General features: G+C 62.0%; 14 protein-coding genes. 6 read left to right on the top strand and 8 right to left on the bottom strand.

Features of this window, described 5'->3' with window-relative positions:
* Positions 1-150: 150 nt before the first annotated feature.
* Together NED97_RS19965 and NED97_RS19960 are read left to right on the top strand one after the other, a co-directional pair.
* The gene (locus NED97_RS19965) at positions 151-420 is read left to right on the top strand and encodes a hypothetical protein (RefSeq protein ID WP_252490836.1); all 270 of its coding nucleotides are present in this window, start codon (positions 151-153) and stop codon (positions 418-420) included.
* 292 nt (positions 421-712) lie between these two features.
* Positions 713-1,582 (top strand): SMP-30/gluconolactonase/LRE family protein, encoded by an 870-nt coding sequence (locus NED97_RS19960; protein ID WP_252490835.1) that lies wholly within the window; start codon positions 713-715, stop codon positions 1,580-1,582.
* A 128-nt stretch (positions 1,583-1,710) separates the two neighbouring features.
* On the opposite strand, the gene dgoD is transcribed toward NED97_RS19960, so the two are convergent.
* From dgoD to NED97_RS19925, 7 genes are all read right to left on the bottom strand, one after another.
* Positions 1,711-2,913, bottom strand: coding sequence for a galactonate dehydratase (gene dgoD, locus NED97_RS19955; RefSeq protein WP_252490834.1), 1,203 nt, complete (start codon positions 2,911-2,913; stop codon positions 1,711-1,713).
* Between the two features lie 87 nt (positions 2,914-3,000).
* Entirely contained in the window at positions 3,001-3,879 is an 879-nt protein-coding gene (locus tag NED97_RS19950; protein WP_252490820.1) for a carbohydrate ABC transporter permease, read from the bottom strand.
* A complete protein-coding gene (locus NED97_RS19945; RefSeq protein ID WP_252490833.1) occupies positions 3,879-4,421 on the bottom strand; it encodes a carbohydrate ABC transporter permease in 543 nt (180 codons plus the stop codon). The genes NED97_RS19950 and NED97_RS19945 overlap by 1 nt, the downstream gene beginning before the upstream one ends.
* Complete coding sequence (locus NED97_RS19940) at positions 4,375-4,788, bottom strand: carbohydrate ABC transporter permease (RefSeq protein WP_252490832.1); 414 nt, start codon at positions 4,786-4,788, stop codon at positions 4,375-4,377. Before NED97_RS19940 ends, NED97_RS19945 begins: the two co-directional genes overlap by 47 nt.
* 63 nt (positions 4,789-4,851) lie before the next feature.
* The gene (locus NED97_RS19935; protein WP_252490818.1) at positions 4,852-6,159 is read right to left on the bottom strand and encodes a sugar ABC transporter substrate-binding protein; all 1,308 of its coding nucleotides are present in this window, start codon (positions 6,157-6,159) and stop codon (positions 4,852-4,854) included.
* A 123-nt stretch (positions 6,160-6,282) separates the two neighbouring features.
* Positions 6,283-7,590 carry an alpha-glucosidase/alpha-galactosidase gene (gene melA / locus NED97_RS19930; RefSeq protein WP_252490817.1) on the bottom strand — a complete coding sequence of 436 codons (1,308 nt, stop codon included), beginning with the start codon at positions 7,588-7,590 and terminating at the stop codon, positions 6,283-6,285.
* 135 nt (positions 7,591-7,725) lie between these two features.
* Positions 7,726-8,859 carry an ABC transporter ATP-binding protein gene (locus tag NED97_RS19925; RefSeq protein ID WP_252490816.1) on the bottom strand — a complete coding sequence of 378 codons (1,134 nt, stop codon included), beginning with the start codon at positions 8,857-8,859 and terminating at the stop codon, positions 7,726-7,728.
* 358 nt (positions 8,860-9,217) lie between these two features.
* On the opposite strand from NED97_RS19925, the gene NED97_RS19920 reads away from it, so the two are divergent.
* Positions 9,218-10,006, top strand: coding sequence for an IclR family transcriptional regulator (locus tag NED97_RS19920; protein ID WP_252490815.1), 789 nt, complete (start codon positions 9,218-9,220; stop codon positions 10,004-10,006).
* Positions 10,007-10,146: 140 nt separating this feature from the next.
* Positions 10,147-11,493 carry a sulfatase-like hydrolase/transferase gene (locus NED97_RS19915; protein WP_252490814.1) on the top strand — a complete coding sequence of 449 codons (1,347 nt, stop codon included), beginning with the start codon at positions 10,147-10,149 and terminating at the stop codon, positions 11,491-11,493.
* Positions 11,494-12,153: 660 nt separating this feature from the next.
* Here NED97_RS19915 and NED97_RS19910 read toward each other — a convergent pair.
* On the bottom strand, positions 12,154-13,191 hold the full coding sequence (locus tag NED97_RS19910) for a family 43 glycosylhydrolase (RefSeq protein WP_252490813.1): 1,038 nt from the start codon (positions 13,189-13,191) through the stop codon (positions 12,154-12,156).
* 118 nt (positions 13,192-13,309) lie between these two features.
* Between NED97_RS19910 and NED97_RS19905 the strand changes: the two genes are divergently transcribed.
* Positions 13,310-14,608, top strand: a complete 1,299-nt coding sequence (locus NED97_RS19905; protein ID WP_252490831.1) for an extracellular solute-binding protein — start codon at positions 13,310-13,312, stop codon at positions 14,606-14,608.
* Positions 14,609-14,616: 8 nt separating this feature from the next.
* Positions 14,617-14,817, top strand: a complete 201-nt coding sequence (locus tag NED97_RS19900) for a hypothetical protein (RefSeq protein WP_252490830.1) — start codon at positions 14,617-14,619, stop codon at positions 14,815-14,817.
* Positions 14,818-14,879: the final 62 nt, after the last annotated feature.

Here is a 14,879-nt window from a genome sequence, read left to right as displayed (position 1 = left end):
ACCGTCGTCACTCCTGCGGGGCCGTAGCCGGACTGATCTCCTCGCGGAGGCGCGCCTCCGCGGATAACTGGTGGGCGCGGGTTCCCTCGAGTTCGCAGATCCTGGCCGCCCACGGGACGATCCGGACGGCCCCTCCTCGGTCGCCTCCCGGTGGGTGAGCGTCTTCAGGTAGGTGCCGGCCCGGAGAGATACCGTCGCTGTAGCGAGCGATCTCGAGGGGGTGAGCGACCGCGCCGCAGCCGCGTCGAAGCGCCGTCTACCGGTATCGGGATTCCGTCCGGTTTCGACGAACCCGGCGTCGAGGAAGACGTCGTCCCGCGCCTGGCGGAGAAGACCGGGGAGATCCAGCGGCTCCTGGTCGGCAACCCGTGCCGGGTCGACCGCGAGGATCTCGAGGCGATCCTCGAGAGCGCACGGTAAGAACCGGCCCGCCGACCGGATCCTCTGCGGCCGTTTTCGAGCGACGGCTTGAGGGCCGTCGCACTGTATACGTCCGATCTGAACCGTTCGGGTAACTTCGACCATTTCGGTACACGGCTGATCCGTGTGGTTTTAGTAAACAATAGGTAAAATACCTACCTCAGTTGAGGTAGCTATCTTAGCTAAGTCACCTATTATAGCTACCCAGTTGCTCTCCTGTTCGAACGGGGAACCGGGCGCCGACCGCTATCTCTCGAGTAGATTCAAGTGAGGACAGCGCAAAACGAGTTACGTGACTGCTCTAGAACGAGTCGCCGACACTCGTACACATACCGGTGAAAGCCCCCTGTGGCATCCCGAAGAGCGGCGATTGTACTGGGTCGACATCCCTTCCGGACGACTCTATCGGTACCATCCCGGCCGTAACGAACACGACGTCGTCTACCAAACTGACGGGGACCCCCTCGGTGGATTCACTATCGAAGCGGACGGTGCGCTGCTCCTGTTTACCCGCGGCACTATCAGCCGCTGGAACCCGGGTTCCGAAACCGCGGATCCCGTCGCCGAAATAGACGCCGAAACGAGGTTCAACGACGTCATTGCCGATCCGGAGGGGCGGGTATTCTGTGGAACGATGCCCGGCGAGAACGAACTGGGAGACCTCTACCGACTCGAGACGGACGGAACTGCGACGACGGTCGTCGAAGACACCGACATCCCCAACGGGATGGGCTTCTCGCGCGACCTCGAGACGTTCTACTTCACCGAGTCCGAGGCCAACGCGGTCTACGCGTTCGATTACGACCGGGACACGGGCGAACTCTCGAATAGAAGAACGTTCCTCGAGACGCCGAGCGGAGACGGCGTCCCCGACGGGATGACCGTCGACGAGACCGACCACGTGTGGTCCGCCCGGTGGAACGGCGGCCGAGTCGTTCGGTACGATGCGCACGAATCGGTCGTCGACGAGATCGAACTCCCCGCGCGAAAGGTCGCATCGGTTACGTTCGGCGGTCCCGAGTACCGCGACCTCTACCTGACAACTGCGCTCACCGACGCAGATCGGTCCGTCGAGGGCGAGGGTGCAGGCGCGCTCTTTCGAATTCCCGACGTCGGCGTCAGTGGTGTTCCCGAGTTCCGATCGCGGATCGCGCTCGAGTGACCGCTGTTCGGGACCGAACGTTACGATAAGCGACTCGCCGCGTTTCGATACTACGGATCGAGTCGGTGTCGACGGCCGCATACTCGAAGAATCGTGATAGCGCGTCTGGTGCTCTCAGTCGCCCGGGATCACCACTCCGCGACGCTGCCGTCGTCGTGACGCCAGACGGGATTGTGCCAGTCGATCGATTCCTGCGCTCGTTCGCGAACGACGCCCTCGTCGACTTCGATCCCGAGTCCCGGTTCGTCCGGCAGATCCACGTAGCCGTCCTCGTAGGCGAAAACCGACGGATCCGACAGATAGTCCAGCACGTCGCTGGTCTCGTTGTAGTGGATGTCGAGGCTCTGCTCTTGAATGAGCGCGTTCGGCGAGCAGGCGTCGACCTGGATGCACGAGGCCAGCGCGATCGGCCCGAGCGGGCAGTGGGGGGCCATCGCGACATCGTACGCCTCGGCCATCGACGCGATCTTGTTCACCTCGGTGATCCCGCCGGCGTGAGACAGGTCGGGCTGGATCAGATCGACGACGCCCTGCTCGAACAGGGACTTGAAATCCCAGCGCGAGAACATTCGTTCGCCCGTCGCGATCGGGATCGTCGTATGTTGAGCGATCTCCGGCAGCGCGTCGTTGTGTTCGGGGAGTACCGGTTCCTCGACGAACATCGGCTCGTACGGCTCGAGCGCGGCGACGAGGCGCTTCGCCATCGTTTTGCTCGCTCGGCCGTGAAAGTCGACGCCGATATCGATTTCGTCGCCGACGGTCTCGCGAACTTCGGCGAGCCGATCGCGGGCCGCGTCGACCGCTGCTGGAGTGTCGATCCGTTCCAGCTCGGGCGTCGCGTTCATTTTGAGCCCGGTAAAGCCCGCTTCGACCTTCTTTGCGGCCGCTTCCCCGACTTCGGCGGGCCGATCGCCGCCGATCCACTGGTAGACGCGGATGCGATCCCGGGCTGCTCCGCCGAGGAGTTCGTACACGGGTGCGCCGAACCGCTTGCCCTTGATGTCCCACAGCGCCTGATCGATCCCGGCGATGGCGCTCATCAGCACGGGGCCGCCGCGGTAGAAGCCGCCGCGGTACATCGTCTGCCAGTGATCTTCGATCCGGGCAGGGTCCTCGCCGAGCAGATAACCGTCCATCAGTTCTTCGACGGCGGTTCGGACGCTCTTCGCGCGTCCTTCGACGACCGGTTCGCCCCAGCCGACGGTGCCGTCGCTCGTCGTCACCTTGAGGAACAGCCAGCGCGGCGGGACCTCGAACAGTTCGTACTCGGTAATGACGGAATCTCCGGAGCCGTCGGGTTCTGCCGCCGATTCGCTCAGTTTCTCAGTCATACGCGTTATATCGTGATTTTGCTATAATAAGATACTGCATCGCGATCGACCGTCAGCGACCGATCGCGAGAGGTAATACTCGCGGCGTCAGACCCCCTTTCCACCGGTGTTCGACAGGCCCTCGACGAGCCACTTTCGAACCAGTGCGAACAACAGGACGACCGGAACCGCTGTTACGACGGCGGCCGCGGTAACCGCGCCCCAGTCAACCTGCTGTGCCGTCTGGAAGAGCTGCAGTCCGAGCGGCAAGGTTCGCGTCCCCGTCGATTGTGAGAGGATCGATACGAACAGATAGTCGTTCCACGAACCGACGAAGGCGTAGAAGCCCGCGACGGCGATCCCCGGCAGCGATAGCGGAACGATGATCCGGTACATGATTTCGAGATGCCCGCAGCCGTCCATCTTTGCGGCCTCGTCCAGCGCTTCGGGGATCGCGTCGAAGTACCCCTTCAACAGCCAGACGACGAACGGCAGCACGCCGACGGCGTGGGCGAAGACGAGTCCGACTCTGGTATCGACCAGTCCCATACGGAACATGACCGTAAAGAACGGGATCAACACCAGCACCAGCGGCAGCATCTGGCTCGAGATGAGTCCCAGTACGACGTAGTCGCGGCCCGGATAGTCGAATCGGCTCACCGAGTACGCCGCCGGGATGCCGACGCCGAGCGTCAACACCGTCGTGGCAACCGCGATCATCATGGAGTTGACGAAGTACATCCGGAACGTCCCGCTGGCCAGCACCGTCGCGTAGTTTTCGATCGTCACGTGTGCGAGCGGGAGGAGGTTGATTTCCCGCGCGCGCAGCATCTCGTCGGTGACGATCGAAGACCTGAGGAGCCAGAACAGCGGGATCAACAGGAACCCGTAGTACAGCAGGAGCATCGCGTAGACGAACGCCGCGCGCCGGACGGTCATCTCGTCGTCAAGGCGCATCTCGAATCGGGTGACGAGCGTGTTCAACATCAGTCGAGATCCTCCAGTTTAACGTAGACGACGGTAAACGTCATCATGATGATGAGCATCACGACGCCGATACTGGCCGCGTAGCCGAGCAGGTACTGGTCGAACGCCTGCTTGTACACGTACGTCGGCAGGACTTCGGTGGCTCGGAGCGGACCGCCGCCGGTCGAGAGCCAGACGAAGTCGAAGTTATTGAACGTGTACAGGACGTGTAGCACGATCATGATCATCGCGACGTACGAGATGTTCGGCAGGGTGATGTAGCGGAACTGCTGTACCGCGGATGCGCCGTCCATCCTCGCGGCTTCGTAGAGTTCGTCGGGAATCGACTGCATCGAGGCGAACAGCGCGATGGCGAAAAACGGGGCGTTCTTCCAGACGTGCATCAGAACGATCAGCGGGAGGGCCCACGTGGTGTTCGAGAACCAGTAGTCCGTCGGGAGTCCGAACTCCGCGAGGACGAGGTTAACGAGGCCGTATCCGGGCTGGACGAGCCAGTTAAAGACGATGACGATCACGATAACTGGCAGAACCCAGGTGACCATCGTGATGCTCCGGAAGATCGTGATCCCCGGGACCTTCTGTTTGAGTAACAGCGCAGCCGAGACCCAGCAGAAACTGCAGGGCGACCGATACGCCGGTCAGCACCGCCGAGTTCCACAGTGCGGTCCAGAACACGCCGTCCTGGACGAGCATCCGATAGTTCGACATGAAGACGAACTCGCGAGCCTCCGGCCGCAGGAACGACCGCATCTGGAAGCTCGTTAGAACGCCGTCGACGATGGGATAGAGGATGATGACGCCCATCAACAGTCCTGCCGGTAACAACAGTCCCCAGCCGAGCCACGTCTCCGTCGAGAGGGAGACGAACTGCTTTCGGTACGACGAGAGTCGGTCCGTGCTCACGGCCATATCGGACACCCTCCGGAATCCGCCTTCGGGCGCCGGTTCGGAACTTGTCCGTCCTTCATCGAATCACTCCGCGTCCGGATCGAGGTCCACGTCGGCCGCTTCGAGCGCCCGTTCCAGCTCGTCGGCGGCCTCCGCGGGCGTCTGCTCGTCGAAGATGACGTTCTCGATGGCGTCGTAGATGCCCTCGCGAACCGATCCCCACGCGATCGGCGCCGGGGCGACGCCGTTCTCGAACGCGTCGACGAACGCCGTGTAGTCCTCGTCTTCGAGCGTGGATTCGACGTCCTCGTGGACGGGTGTCGCGACCGCACCCGGGTTGATCTCGGCCATTCGCTCGAGCGCTTCCGGACTCGACCACGCCGACGCGACCGCCATCCCGCTGTCGAGATCGTCCGAGTGCGCGTTGAGCATCACCGGTTTGACCTCCATGTAGGTCGCGTCCGACGCATCCGCGTGCTTCGGCAGCAGCGACACTGCCGCGTTCTCCTCGACCATCTCCACTTGCGCGTCCGTGTCGCGGAACCCTTCGATCCACGGCCCGCAGTGGATCATCGCGTGCTCGCCCTCCGTGAAGCCGACGTCGTTGGTCTCCCAACCCGCGCTCTGATACTCGGAGCCGGCCGTCGGTTGGTCGCCGTGGAACAGCCGGTAGTAGATGTCGCCGAGGATCGCCTCGAACGCGTCCGAATCCGCCTGCAGCGCCCAGCCGTCGCCGTCCCACTCGTATAGCGATCCGTCGGTGTGCTGGTAGACGTGGGAGAGGAACTCCTGCGTGGCGCGCACCTCGCCGCGCTCCGTTGTCAGGTGAAACCCGTTCATATCGTCGCGATCCTCGTTGATCGTCCCCGCGAGTTCCATGAACTCGTCGATGTCCTCCGGCGGACCGTCCTCGTAGCCGTACTCGGCGAGGACCTCCTTGTTGTACACGAGTGCGCGGCCGTTCCCCGTGTAGGGGAGGGCCCAGAGCTCGTCCTGGAACCGGAACGCGTCGAGCGCGCTCTCGTGGAAGCCGTCGAAGTGGGGAATCTCGTCGGTTCGGTCCGTCAGCGGTTCGATGATGTCGGCCGCGACGTAGTCGCCGGGGTGCTCGATCACGCCCTCGATGACGTCCGGCGTTCCCTGCCGACCGCCGGTCAGGACGTTCTGGCGCAGGTCGCTGTAGGCGTAGCCGGTTATCTCCAGTTCTCGGTCGGTCTCCGACTCGACGGTCTCCGCGAGCCACTCGTTGTGATCCTCGTAATCGTCGCTGTCCCCGTCGATCCACCAGAAGGTCAGCTGATCGTCACCGCCGCTCCCGAGACAGCCGGCGACCGAGGCGGCTGCCGCCGCTCCGCCGGCTCTGAGAAGTTCACGTTTGCTAATCTCTCTCATCGCTATACTCCGTATGTTCGCAACGACTATTATAAAAGTTTCCATCCGGTAGCTCTCGCGGAAGCGATCGACGAGAGAACGGTGCAGCAGCTGGCCGAGCCGGATCGACGCCGCGGGACGCGTTCAGCTGAGGGCCGGCAGGTACGCTTCGTTAGCCGCGATGAGTTCCTCGGTCATCTCGTGAATCTCGTCGAGATCGAGTTCGGCCGCCGTCAGCGGATCGAGCTTGATCGCCTGGTGGACGGCGTCGCGGTTCCCTTCGAGCGCCCCCTTCACTGCGAGGCGCTGAACGTTCACGTTGGTGCGGTCGAGCGCGGCGAGCTGCGGCGGGAGCTTTCCGACCGAACACGGCCGGATACCCGTTCCGTCGACCAGACACGGGACCTCCACACACGCGTCGTTCTCCAGATTCCGGATGTGACCCGCGTCGTTTCGCACGTTCAGGTTGAGTCGTCTCGGCGTGTCCGTCTCGAGCGAGTGAATGAGCCGGGAGGCGTACTCCTCCGAGCGTTCGATCGAGACGTCCTCGGAATCGACGTCGGCGAGCGCGTTGTCCCGCTCCTCGGACCGCTTCTTCCAGCCCTCGAGGTACGTCGCGGTCGGCATGCGCTCGGCGTAGTTCGTCCCGGTCAACTCCTCGATTACCTTCTCGTCCGTGCGGAAGTAGGGGAGGTACTCCGAGTTGTGATGGCTCGACTCGGTGACGAAGGCTCCGAAGTGTTTCAACAGTTCGAACCGAACCGTGTCCTTCCGGTAGGTCGTTTCGTCCTCCATCGCTTCCTCGAGCAGCGGATAGACGTCCTGCCCGTCCCGCGTACACTCGAGGAACCACGCCATGTGGTTGATCCCGGCGACCCAGTAGTCGAGTTCCGCCTGGGGAACGTCGACGTACTCCGCGATCGCCTCCGCGGTGTGGGGGACGCTGTGACAGAGTCCGACGATCTCGACGTCCGTGGCCTCGTCCACGGCCCAGCAGACGATCGCCATCGGGTTCGTGTAGTTCATGAGCAGCGCGTCGGGACAGAGTTCCTCCATGTCTCGAGCGACGTCGAGCATCGTCGGGATCGTCCGGAGCCCCCGGAAGATGCCGCCCGGGCCAAGCGTGTCCCCGATCGATTGCTCGACGCCGTACTCCTCCGGAATCCGGATCTCGTTCTCGAACGGTTCCGTGCCGCCGACGTTGATCATGTTGAGCACGTAGTCGGCGCCGTCGAGCGCCTCCCGTCGGTCCGTCGTCGACTCTATCGTCGCCTCGACTCGACCGTTCTCGACCATCTTCTCGGCGACCTCGGTCGTCTGTGCGAGGCGGTGCTCGTCGATATCCATTAGCGCGATCGTGCTGTCCTCGAGCGCTTCGAACGACAGGATGTCCCCGACCAGGTTCTTGGCGAAGACCATACTCCCCGCTCCGATGAACGCGATCTTTGTCATACGAGTACTCGTGGCCGGCGAGGTTATAAAATTACCGAATAGTATGGGTAGAATAATACCGCGAGACGTCTCTCTCGGTGTGATCGTACGAGTTCCGGCTGCGTGGATTCCTAACTTGTGGCGTGCTCGGAGCGATTACGCGGGTACGTCCACCGACCGTTCTCCGGTCTCGATCGCTGCGTTCTTGACGGCCTCTCCGGTATCGGCCGCGAAGAGGTGCACATTCTTTTCGGGGAATTTGACGTGAATCTCCCGCCCGGGGTCCCAGCGCGGCGTTCCGTCGATCGACGCAGTGTACGATCGGTCTCCGATATCGACGTTGACGTGGGCGACATCGCCGAGCGGTTCCACGACGTTGACGGTCGCCTCGATCGCGTTCGGGGTATCCGCCGTGACGACTTCGATGTCCTCCGGACGAATTCCGAGCGCGTACTCCGTTCCGTCTACTTCCAGGGACTCGTCGGTCTCCGCAGACAGCTCGTAGGTGAATTCCTCGTGGACGAGCGTGCCGTCGCTGAGGCTCACGTCCAGAAAGTTCATGCTCGGCGAGCCGATAAATCCGGCGACGAACCTGTTAACGGGTGTATGATAGCATTCCAGGGGTGTCCCGATTTGCTGGAGTTCGCCGTCGTCGAGGATCGCGATTCGATCGCCCATCGTCATCGCCTCCGTTTGATCGTGCGTGACGTAGATCGTCGTCACGCCGAAGTCGTTTTGCAGGTTCTGGAGTTCCGTTCGCATCTCCCCGCGGAGTTTGGCGTCCAGATTCGAGAGCGGCTCGTCCATGAGGAACACTTCCGGATCACGAACGATGGCCCGACCTAACGCGACGCGCTGTTGTTGTCCGCCGGAGAGCTCTCCCGGCTTCTGGTCGAGGTTTTGCTCGATTCCAGTCATCTCGGCGACGTTCTCGACCCGTTCGTCGATCTCTTCCTCGGGAAGGTCGGTCGTCATCTTCAACCCGAAGCTCACGTTCTCTCGGGCGGTCATGTGCGGGTACAGCGCGTAGCTCTGGAATACCATCGCCATGTTCCTGTCTTTCGGTTTCGCGCGGGTGACGTCCTCGCCGTCGAGGACGATTTCCCCGTTCGTCGGCGTCTCCAGCCCGGCGATACAGCGCAGCGTCGTCGACTTGCCACAGCCGGAAGGACCGACGAGCACGAGAAACTCTCCGTCTTCGATGGTGAAATCGAGGTCCTCGACGGCGACGAGTTCGTCCTCGCCGGCGTCGAATACCTTTCTGAGATTTCGAACCTCTATACGACCCATGTGAACAGAGCTCGAGCCCTCCATTATTAAGCTTTTGGTCACCGGAGGAAGCCGCAGGGCGACGAGCGCTCCAGACCGGTGTCTCAGCCGAGAACCCCGATAAGGCACAGCCCAGCCGCTCAGGCTGGTAGCCGCGCATCGGCGATCGTCCGTAGGGGGACTGCGGGTCGTCGATCGGATCCGCCGATGCCGTTCACGACTCGTGAACGGAACCGTCGCGAAAAGATCGATCGGTTTCGGTTTAGGCGGGGAACCGTACGCGAGTTCGCACCCGACAGTGGCGATCGTTCGGCGGGCCCGATACCGCGTTCATGGTGTGTGAACAAGTTATTTGTAGGTGGCCTACGGCTACCCGTGTATGGGCTCGATGGATATTCCGGCGGCGGAAGATGGCGGCCCGACCGCGTCGACGACGGTTACGAGCTTTCGCGTGATCGAGGCGCTCAAGGACCGTGACGCCGCGGGAGTAAGCGAACTGGCCGACGAACTCGACCTCGCGAAGGGAACGGTTCACAAACACCTCAACACGCTTCGACGACTCAATTACGTCGTCAAAGACGGACGCGCCTACCGGTTGAGCGTGAGCTTTCTCGGACTCGGCACGAGCGCCCGCACTCGCCTCCCGATCTCCGACGCGGCGGCGCGACCGCTCGAGAATCTCGCGTCGGCGACCGGCGAAATCGCGAGCCTGATGGTTCCGGAACACGGGTACGGAATCTACATCAACCGCGAGAGCGAGCAAAAACGGCCGGAGACGGCGGCGAGAGTCGGTGATCGTCTCCCGATGCACGCGACCGCAGGTGGAAAGGCCATTCTCTCGTACACGCCTCTCGAAGAGCGCGAGCGCATCCTCGACCACCGCGGACTGTCGAAGCTGACCGAAAACACCGTGACGGACCGGGATGCGTTCGAGGACGAGCTCCAACTGACCCGGGATCGTCGGATGGCCTACGATCGGGGCGAGTACCGCGAAGATCGACACTGTATCGCCTATCCCATCACGAATCCGGACGGTCGAGCGATCGGGGCGGTCACCGTCTCCGGACCGGCCACCCGAATGAAGGAGAAGGACGCGAGCACCGACTTCGCGAGCATCGTCGGCAGCACCGTCAGTTCGATCCAAAACGCGTTCTTCCGCGATCGGTAGTCTATTACAGATGTACATCTGTAATTCTTCACTCGAGCGCGTCGGTCGAGCGTTCACGAACCACGAATAAGCCGCGTTCGAACCGATCCCCCGTCAGGAATGAGGGTAAATATAAGGCCCCGGGAGGGCGACAGGGAGTAATGACCGACGACGACCACGACCGGCCGAACGTCATCGCGGTGATGACCGATCAGCAGCGCTGGGACACGGTTGGCGTCTACGGGTGTCCGTTGGATCTCACTCCCGCGATCGATACGCTCGCGAGGCAGGGCACCGTCCTGACACAGGCGATTACGCCGCAACCGCTCTGCGGGCCGTTCCGGGCGACGTTCCAGAGCGGAAAGTACGCGAGCGAAGTTGACGCGTGGCGTGACACGATGGGGCTCTCGTCCGACGAGTTGGGCCTCTCTCAGCGGTTCAAGGGCGCCGGCTACGATGTCGGATACGTCGGGAACTGGCACGTCGCCGGCACCTTCGACAGTCCCGTGCCCGAGGAGCGTCGCGGCGGGTACGAGGACTTCTGGATCGCCGCGGACGTCCCGGAGTTCACCTCACACCCCACGGAAGGTCGCCTGTTCGATGCCGACGGAGAATCCGTCGAGTTCGAGCAGTATCGCGCGGACGCCTTCACCGAGTACGCGCGCGAGGCGATCGAATCCCTGTCGGAGCCGTTCTTCCTCGTGGTCGCGTACGTCGAACCCCACAATCAGAACGATATGTGGACCTACGTCGCGCCGGACGGGTACGCGGAACCGTACGAGAAGCGGCCGTACATTCCTGAGGACCTACAGGACCGACCCGGCGACTGGTACGAGGAACTGCCGGACTACTACGGGATGGTCAGGCGGATCGACGAGTGCGTCGACGACCTCCTAGGTGCGCTATCCGACCGCGGCGTACGGGATCGGACGATCGTCGCGTACACGTCCGACCACGGCTGTCACTTCCGGACGCGTCCGGGCGAGTACAAGCGCACTCCTCACGAGTCCGCCGTCCGGGTGCCTGCGGTCCTCGCCGGTCCCGGCTTCGACGACGGGTCCGACGTCGATCGACCGACGAGTCTCGTCGATCTCCCACCGACCCTGCTCGACGCCGCGGATATCGCCGTTCCCGACGAGATGCACGGCGAAAGTTTCCTGCCGATCGTCCGCGGAGACGCTCCCGATACCGACGGCGAGGCGTTCATCCAGGTCAGCGAGTCGCAGGTCGGCCGGGCGCTCCGAACCGATCGGTGGAAGTACGCCGTCGCCGCCTCGTCACCGACGGGATGGCGCGGCGGCAGCGCCGAAAAATCGAGCGACGTCTACGTCGAACGCTACCTCTACGACCTCGCACGGGATCCTCACGAGCAGGTCAACCTCGTCGGCCGGCCGGATTTCCGGACCGTCGCCGACGACCTTCGCGATCGGCTCGCGGCGCACGTTCAGGAAATCGAAGGTAAATCGCCCGAAATCAAGCCCTACGAGAACGGATACAGCGCGTTTTGAGATCTCAAACGAAATCGATAGTTCGTCCCGAATCGTCCGCCACTGATCTCGATCGAGGACTGACCTTGATCTGAATCGATCCCACGCCGCGCAGTGTCTCCGTTACGCACGATTCGACCGGCGGTGCTCTCGTGGCCGTTTACCCGCCGTCTCTTCGTACGAAATAGGTCGTGTCTTAATGAGAAACGGAGTCCGATTCGCCCTAAATTAGGGCTAGGCGATGAAAAATCGGTGGTAACCACCGTCTCGTCGCTCGATTGACGCGCTGATCTGTTCGTTCTCAGTAGGTAGCCGACTGATCCGGAAGTGGACTGGTATTTACAATAATATGGCTGTAATTGGTTGGCGGGACGGATCCGTCTTCTCCACGACACGGTCGTGTAAGGCGGGTCGCTGCTGGGCCAATCCCGTTGTCCTTCCGTTACCTCGCACCCAGCTTTGTTTCCTAATAAGATACAGAGCTACTGCGGATCGAATGCCACCCGAGTCATCGGGTTATCCGCGCAAAGTCGACTCAGAACGCGGAGCGGCAGCGTAACGGAACTGCTGGAGGCGCGAATAGTTCGGGACAGGTACCGTGTTCGCCGTCGCAATTCGACTGGTAGCCCCGATTTCCCGATTCGAAACGACGGGCGGGATCGAGTATCGGTACTCGAGGCGTCAGCGTTCGACGACCGGCGCGCCGGCCTCCTCGCTCGGAACGCCGTCTTCGATCGTCGGCCAGCCGTCCTCCCACCGGATTCGATCGATCAGTAGCGCCCGACGCGGCGTGTCGTTGATCCAGACGTCGTCGGCGTGATACGCGTGGTACACGAGCCAGTCGTCGCCGTCGTCGTCTCGGATGACCGCGTTGTGCCCCGGACCGAGAAACGCCTCGCCACCCTCGAGAATCGTCGTTCCCGGGTAGTTCTCGATCGAATCGCCGTTTCGGTTCACGTACGGACCGTCGAAGGATTCGGAGCGACCGACGACGACGTGGTAGGTGCTTCTCCCCCCGTCACAACAGGAGCCGTTCGAGCCGAAGAAGTAGTAGTAGCCGTCGCGCTCGATGATCCACGGCGCTTCGAAGTGATCGTCGGCGGCGATACGGAACGGTTCACCGGCGACCTCGAGACCATCGTCGGAGAGTTCGACGCCCCAGATACCGTACCAGCTCCCCCAGAAGAGGTACGGCGTCCCGTCTTCGAGCATGAAGAACGGATCGATGGAGTTCTCGACGCCGATTTCCTCGCTGTCGAACAATTTGCCGCGGGCGTCGAACGGCCCCGCGGGGTGATCGGCGGTGGCGACGCCGATCGCCGGATTCTCGTCGCCCCACTCCGAGTAGGCGTAGTACAGGTAGAACTGGTCGTTGTACTCGGCGATATCGGGTGCCCAGAGGCCGCCGCCCTCCTTCCAGTCGGGTTTCGTGTCGAACACTTCGCCGACGTACTCCCACTCGACGAGGTCGCGGGATTTGGCGATCGGAATCAGCTGTCGTCCGTGCGTATCGTGTCGATCCGACTCGTGATACCAGTGGTCTTCGGTGCCGTAGACGTAGAAGACGTCGCCGTCGTCCGCCGAGTACCGGATGATCGACGGGTCGGCCATCGTGGGTTCGAACACCGAGTTTTCGTACGTTTCCGTTTCGGCGATCGTCTCGAGGCATCCCGTAAGGCCGAAGATCGTGGTCGTCGCTAAGAATCGTCTCCGATCCATATCTTCCCTATTCACCTGCGGTAACTTTATCTCTTACTTGAAAATTTCAGCCAAACGCCCGTGAGCGCCGTTCACACCAAAGGAGATATATAGGGGGATAAGTCAATAGTAACAGTGTATGACACTGAATAACAGGTGTTGCGACGGTAGAGGTACCTCCGTAAACCGACGGCGGTTCCTGCAAACCACGGGTGCTATCGGAGCGGCCGGGATCGCTGGCTGTACCGGTCTCATGGGAGGCAGCCAGCAAGACGGCGTCGAGTACTGGACGCTCTTCACCGGCGGGGACGGCGATGCTATGGAGGGTATGGTGACCGAAATAAACGAGAGCGACGATCACGATGACCTCCACATCAATCGGCAGCGCGTTCCACACGGCGAGTACTACGATCGCCTCTATACGTCCTTGACGGGCGATGAGTATCCGGATGTGGCCGTCCTCCACGCGGATATGATCCGCGAGTACGAAGATCTGGTTACGCCGCTCACCGACGAAATCGGATCGGATCCGTACGTCGATGAAGTTGCGGAGGCCGTCGTCGTCGACGGAGAACAACTCGCCGCACCCCTCGATACCCACCCCCTCGGGCTGTACTATAACAAGGAGATATTCGAGGAAGCGGGACTCGATCCGGAGGAGCCGCCGAGCAACTACGAGGAGTTCGAGGAGGCTGCAAACGCCATCACCGAAAATACGGACCACTGGGCGGTGAATATCTTCGAGGGGGGGCTCGTAACGATGAACTTTCGGATGGCACTCTCCAGCTTGGCGGGTGAACCGACGCCGGAACTGGACGAAAACTTCGAGCCGACGTTCGATAACGACGAGGGACTCGCGGTTCTGCAAGAACTCCACGACTGGGTTCACGAGCGCGAATGGATGCCGGAGGACGGCGACGTGGGAGACGACGCGTGGAACGCCGGCGAGTTAGGAATGGACATCAACGGAACGTGGCACGTCAGTCCCACCCGCCGGAACGACTTCGAGTTCGGTATGACCGAGCCGGCGGTTATGCCGAATTCGGAGGCCACGTTCACTAACCAATCCAGCCACGTACTGGTCATACCGAAGAACGAGGAGCGAGATACCGAACGTCACGAGGAAGCGGTCGAAACGGTCCGCCTGCTGACTCAGACCTACAATGACGCTTGGGGGTACGAAGCCGGACACATGCCGGCCAGTTTGGAGGCCCTGGAAAGCGACGAACTCCGCGAGAGCGATACGTGGAGCGATACGCTGGAAACGTTCACCGCGATGATCGACGATGGTCGCGGCGTAGCGCCGCCCGCGACGCCGAACAATACCGCCTACAAACAGCAGCTGTATCAACCGATAGATGATATGCGAAGCGGCAATCTGAGCCCCGAAGAAGCCTTGGACGACGCCGTGGAAGGTATTCGGGAAACCTTCGAGTAGTGTCCACTATGCCTCAAACAGACAACGAGTCGAGCACGAACGAGCGGGTGCTCGGTATCGATCCGACGTCGCGAGAAACGCGCGAGCAGATTGCGGGCATCGGTTTCGCGCTCCCGTACCTCGTTATCGCCGGCGGATTTCTTTTCGGCCCGTTGCTGTTGGGTCTGTACATGAGCTTTCACGACTGGAACGCGACGACTCCAGCTTGATCGGAGTTTATCGGGTTTCAGAACTACCAGTCGCTCTTGACCGACCCGCAGTTCTGGTCCGC

Source organism: Natronococcus sp. CG52, assembly GCF_023913515.1.
GTDB classification, from domain to species: domain Archaea; phylum Halobacteriota; class Halobacteria; order Halobacteriales; family Natrialbaceae; genus Natronococcus; species Natronococcus zhouii.
Note: the sequence above shows the minus strand (reverse complement) of the source record. Positions and strands in the feature narration are given on the sequence as shown.

Bases quoted from the DNA above. Each gene is read 5' to 3' on its own strand.
- NED97_RS19925 (WP_252490816.1), bottom strand. From the start codon at position 8,859: ATGGGTCGTATAGAGGTTCGAAATCTCAGAAAGGTATTCGACGCCGGC.
- melA (WP_252490817.1), bottom strand. From the start codon at position 7,590: ATGACAAAGATCGCGTTCATCGGAGCGGGGAGTATGGTCTTCGCCAAG.
- NED97_RS19945 (WP_252490833.1), bottom strand. From the start codon at position 4,421: ATGGTCACCTGGGTTCTGCCAGTTATCGTGATCGTCATCGTCTTTAAC.
- NED97_RS19915 (WP_252490814.1), top strand. From the start codon at position 10,147: ATGACCGACGACGACCACGACCGGCCGAACGTCATCGCGGTGATGACC.
- NED97_RS19950 (WP_252490820.1), bottom strand. From the start codon at position 3,879: ATGTTGAACACGCTCGTCACCCGATTCGAGATGCGCCTTGACGACGAG.
- NED97_RS19910 (WP_252490813.1), bottom strand. From the start codon at position 13,191: ATGGATCGGAGACGATTCTTAGCGACGACCACGATCTTCGGCCTTACG.
- NED97_RS19905 (WP_252490831.1), top strand. From the start codon at position 13,310: ATGACACTGAATAACAGGTGTTGCGACGGTAGAGGTACCTCCGTAAAC.
- dgoD (WP_252490834.1), bottom strand. From the start codon at position 2,913: ATGACTGAGAAACTGAGCGAATCGGCGGCAGAACCCGACGGCTCCGGA.
- NED97_RS19940 (WP_252490832.1), bottom strand. From the start codon at position 4,788: ATGGCCGTGAGCACGGACCGACTCTCGTCGTACCGAAAGCAGTTCGTC.
- NED97_RS19900 (WP_252490830.1), top strand. From the start codon at position 14,617: ATGCCTCAAACAGACAACGAGTCGAGCACGAACGAGCGGGTGCTCGGT.
- NED97_RS19935 (WP_252490818.1), bottom strand. From the start codon at position 6,159: ATGAGAGAGATTAGCAAACGTGAACTTCTCAGAGCCGGCGGAGCGGCG.
- NED97_RS19920 (WP_252490815.1), top strand. From the start codon at position 9,218: ATGGGCTCGATGGATATTCCGGCGGCGGAAGATGGCGGCCCGACCGCG.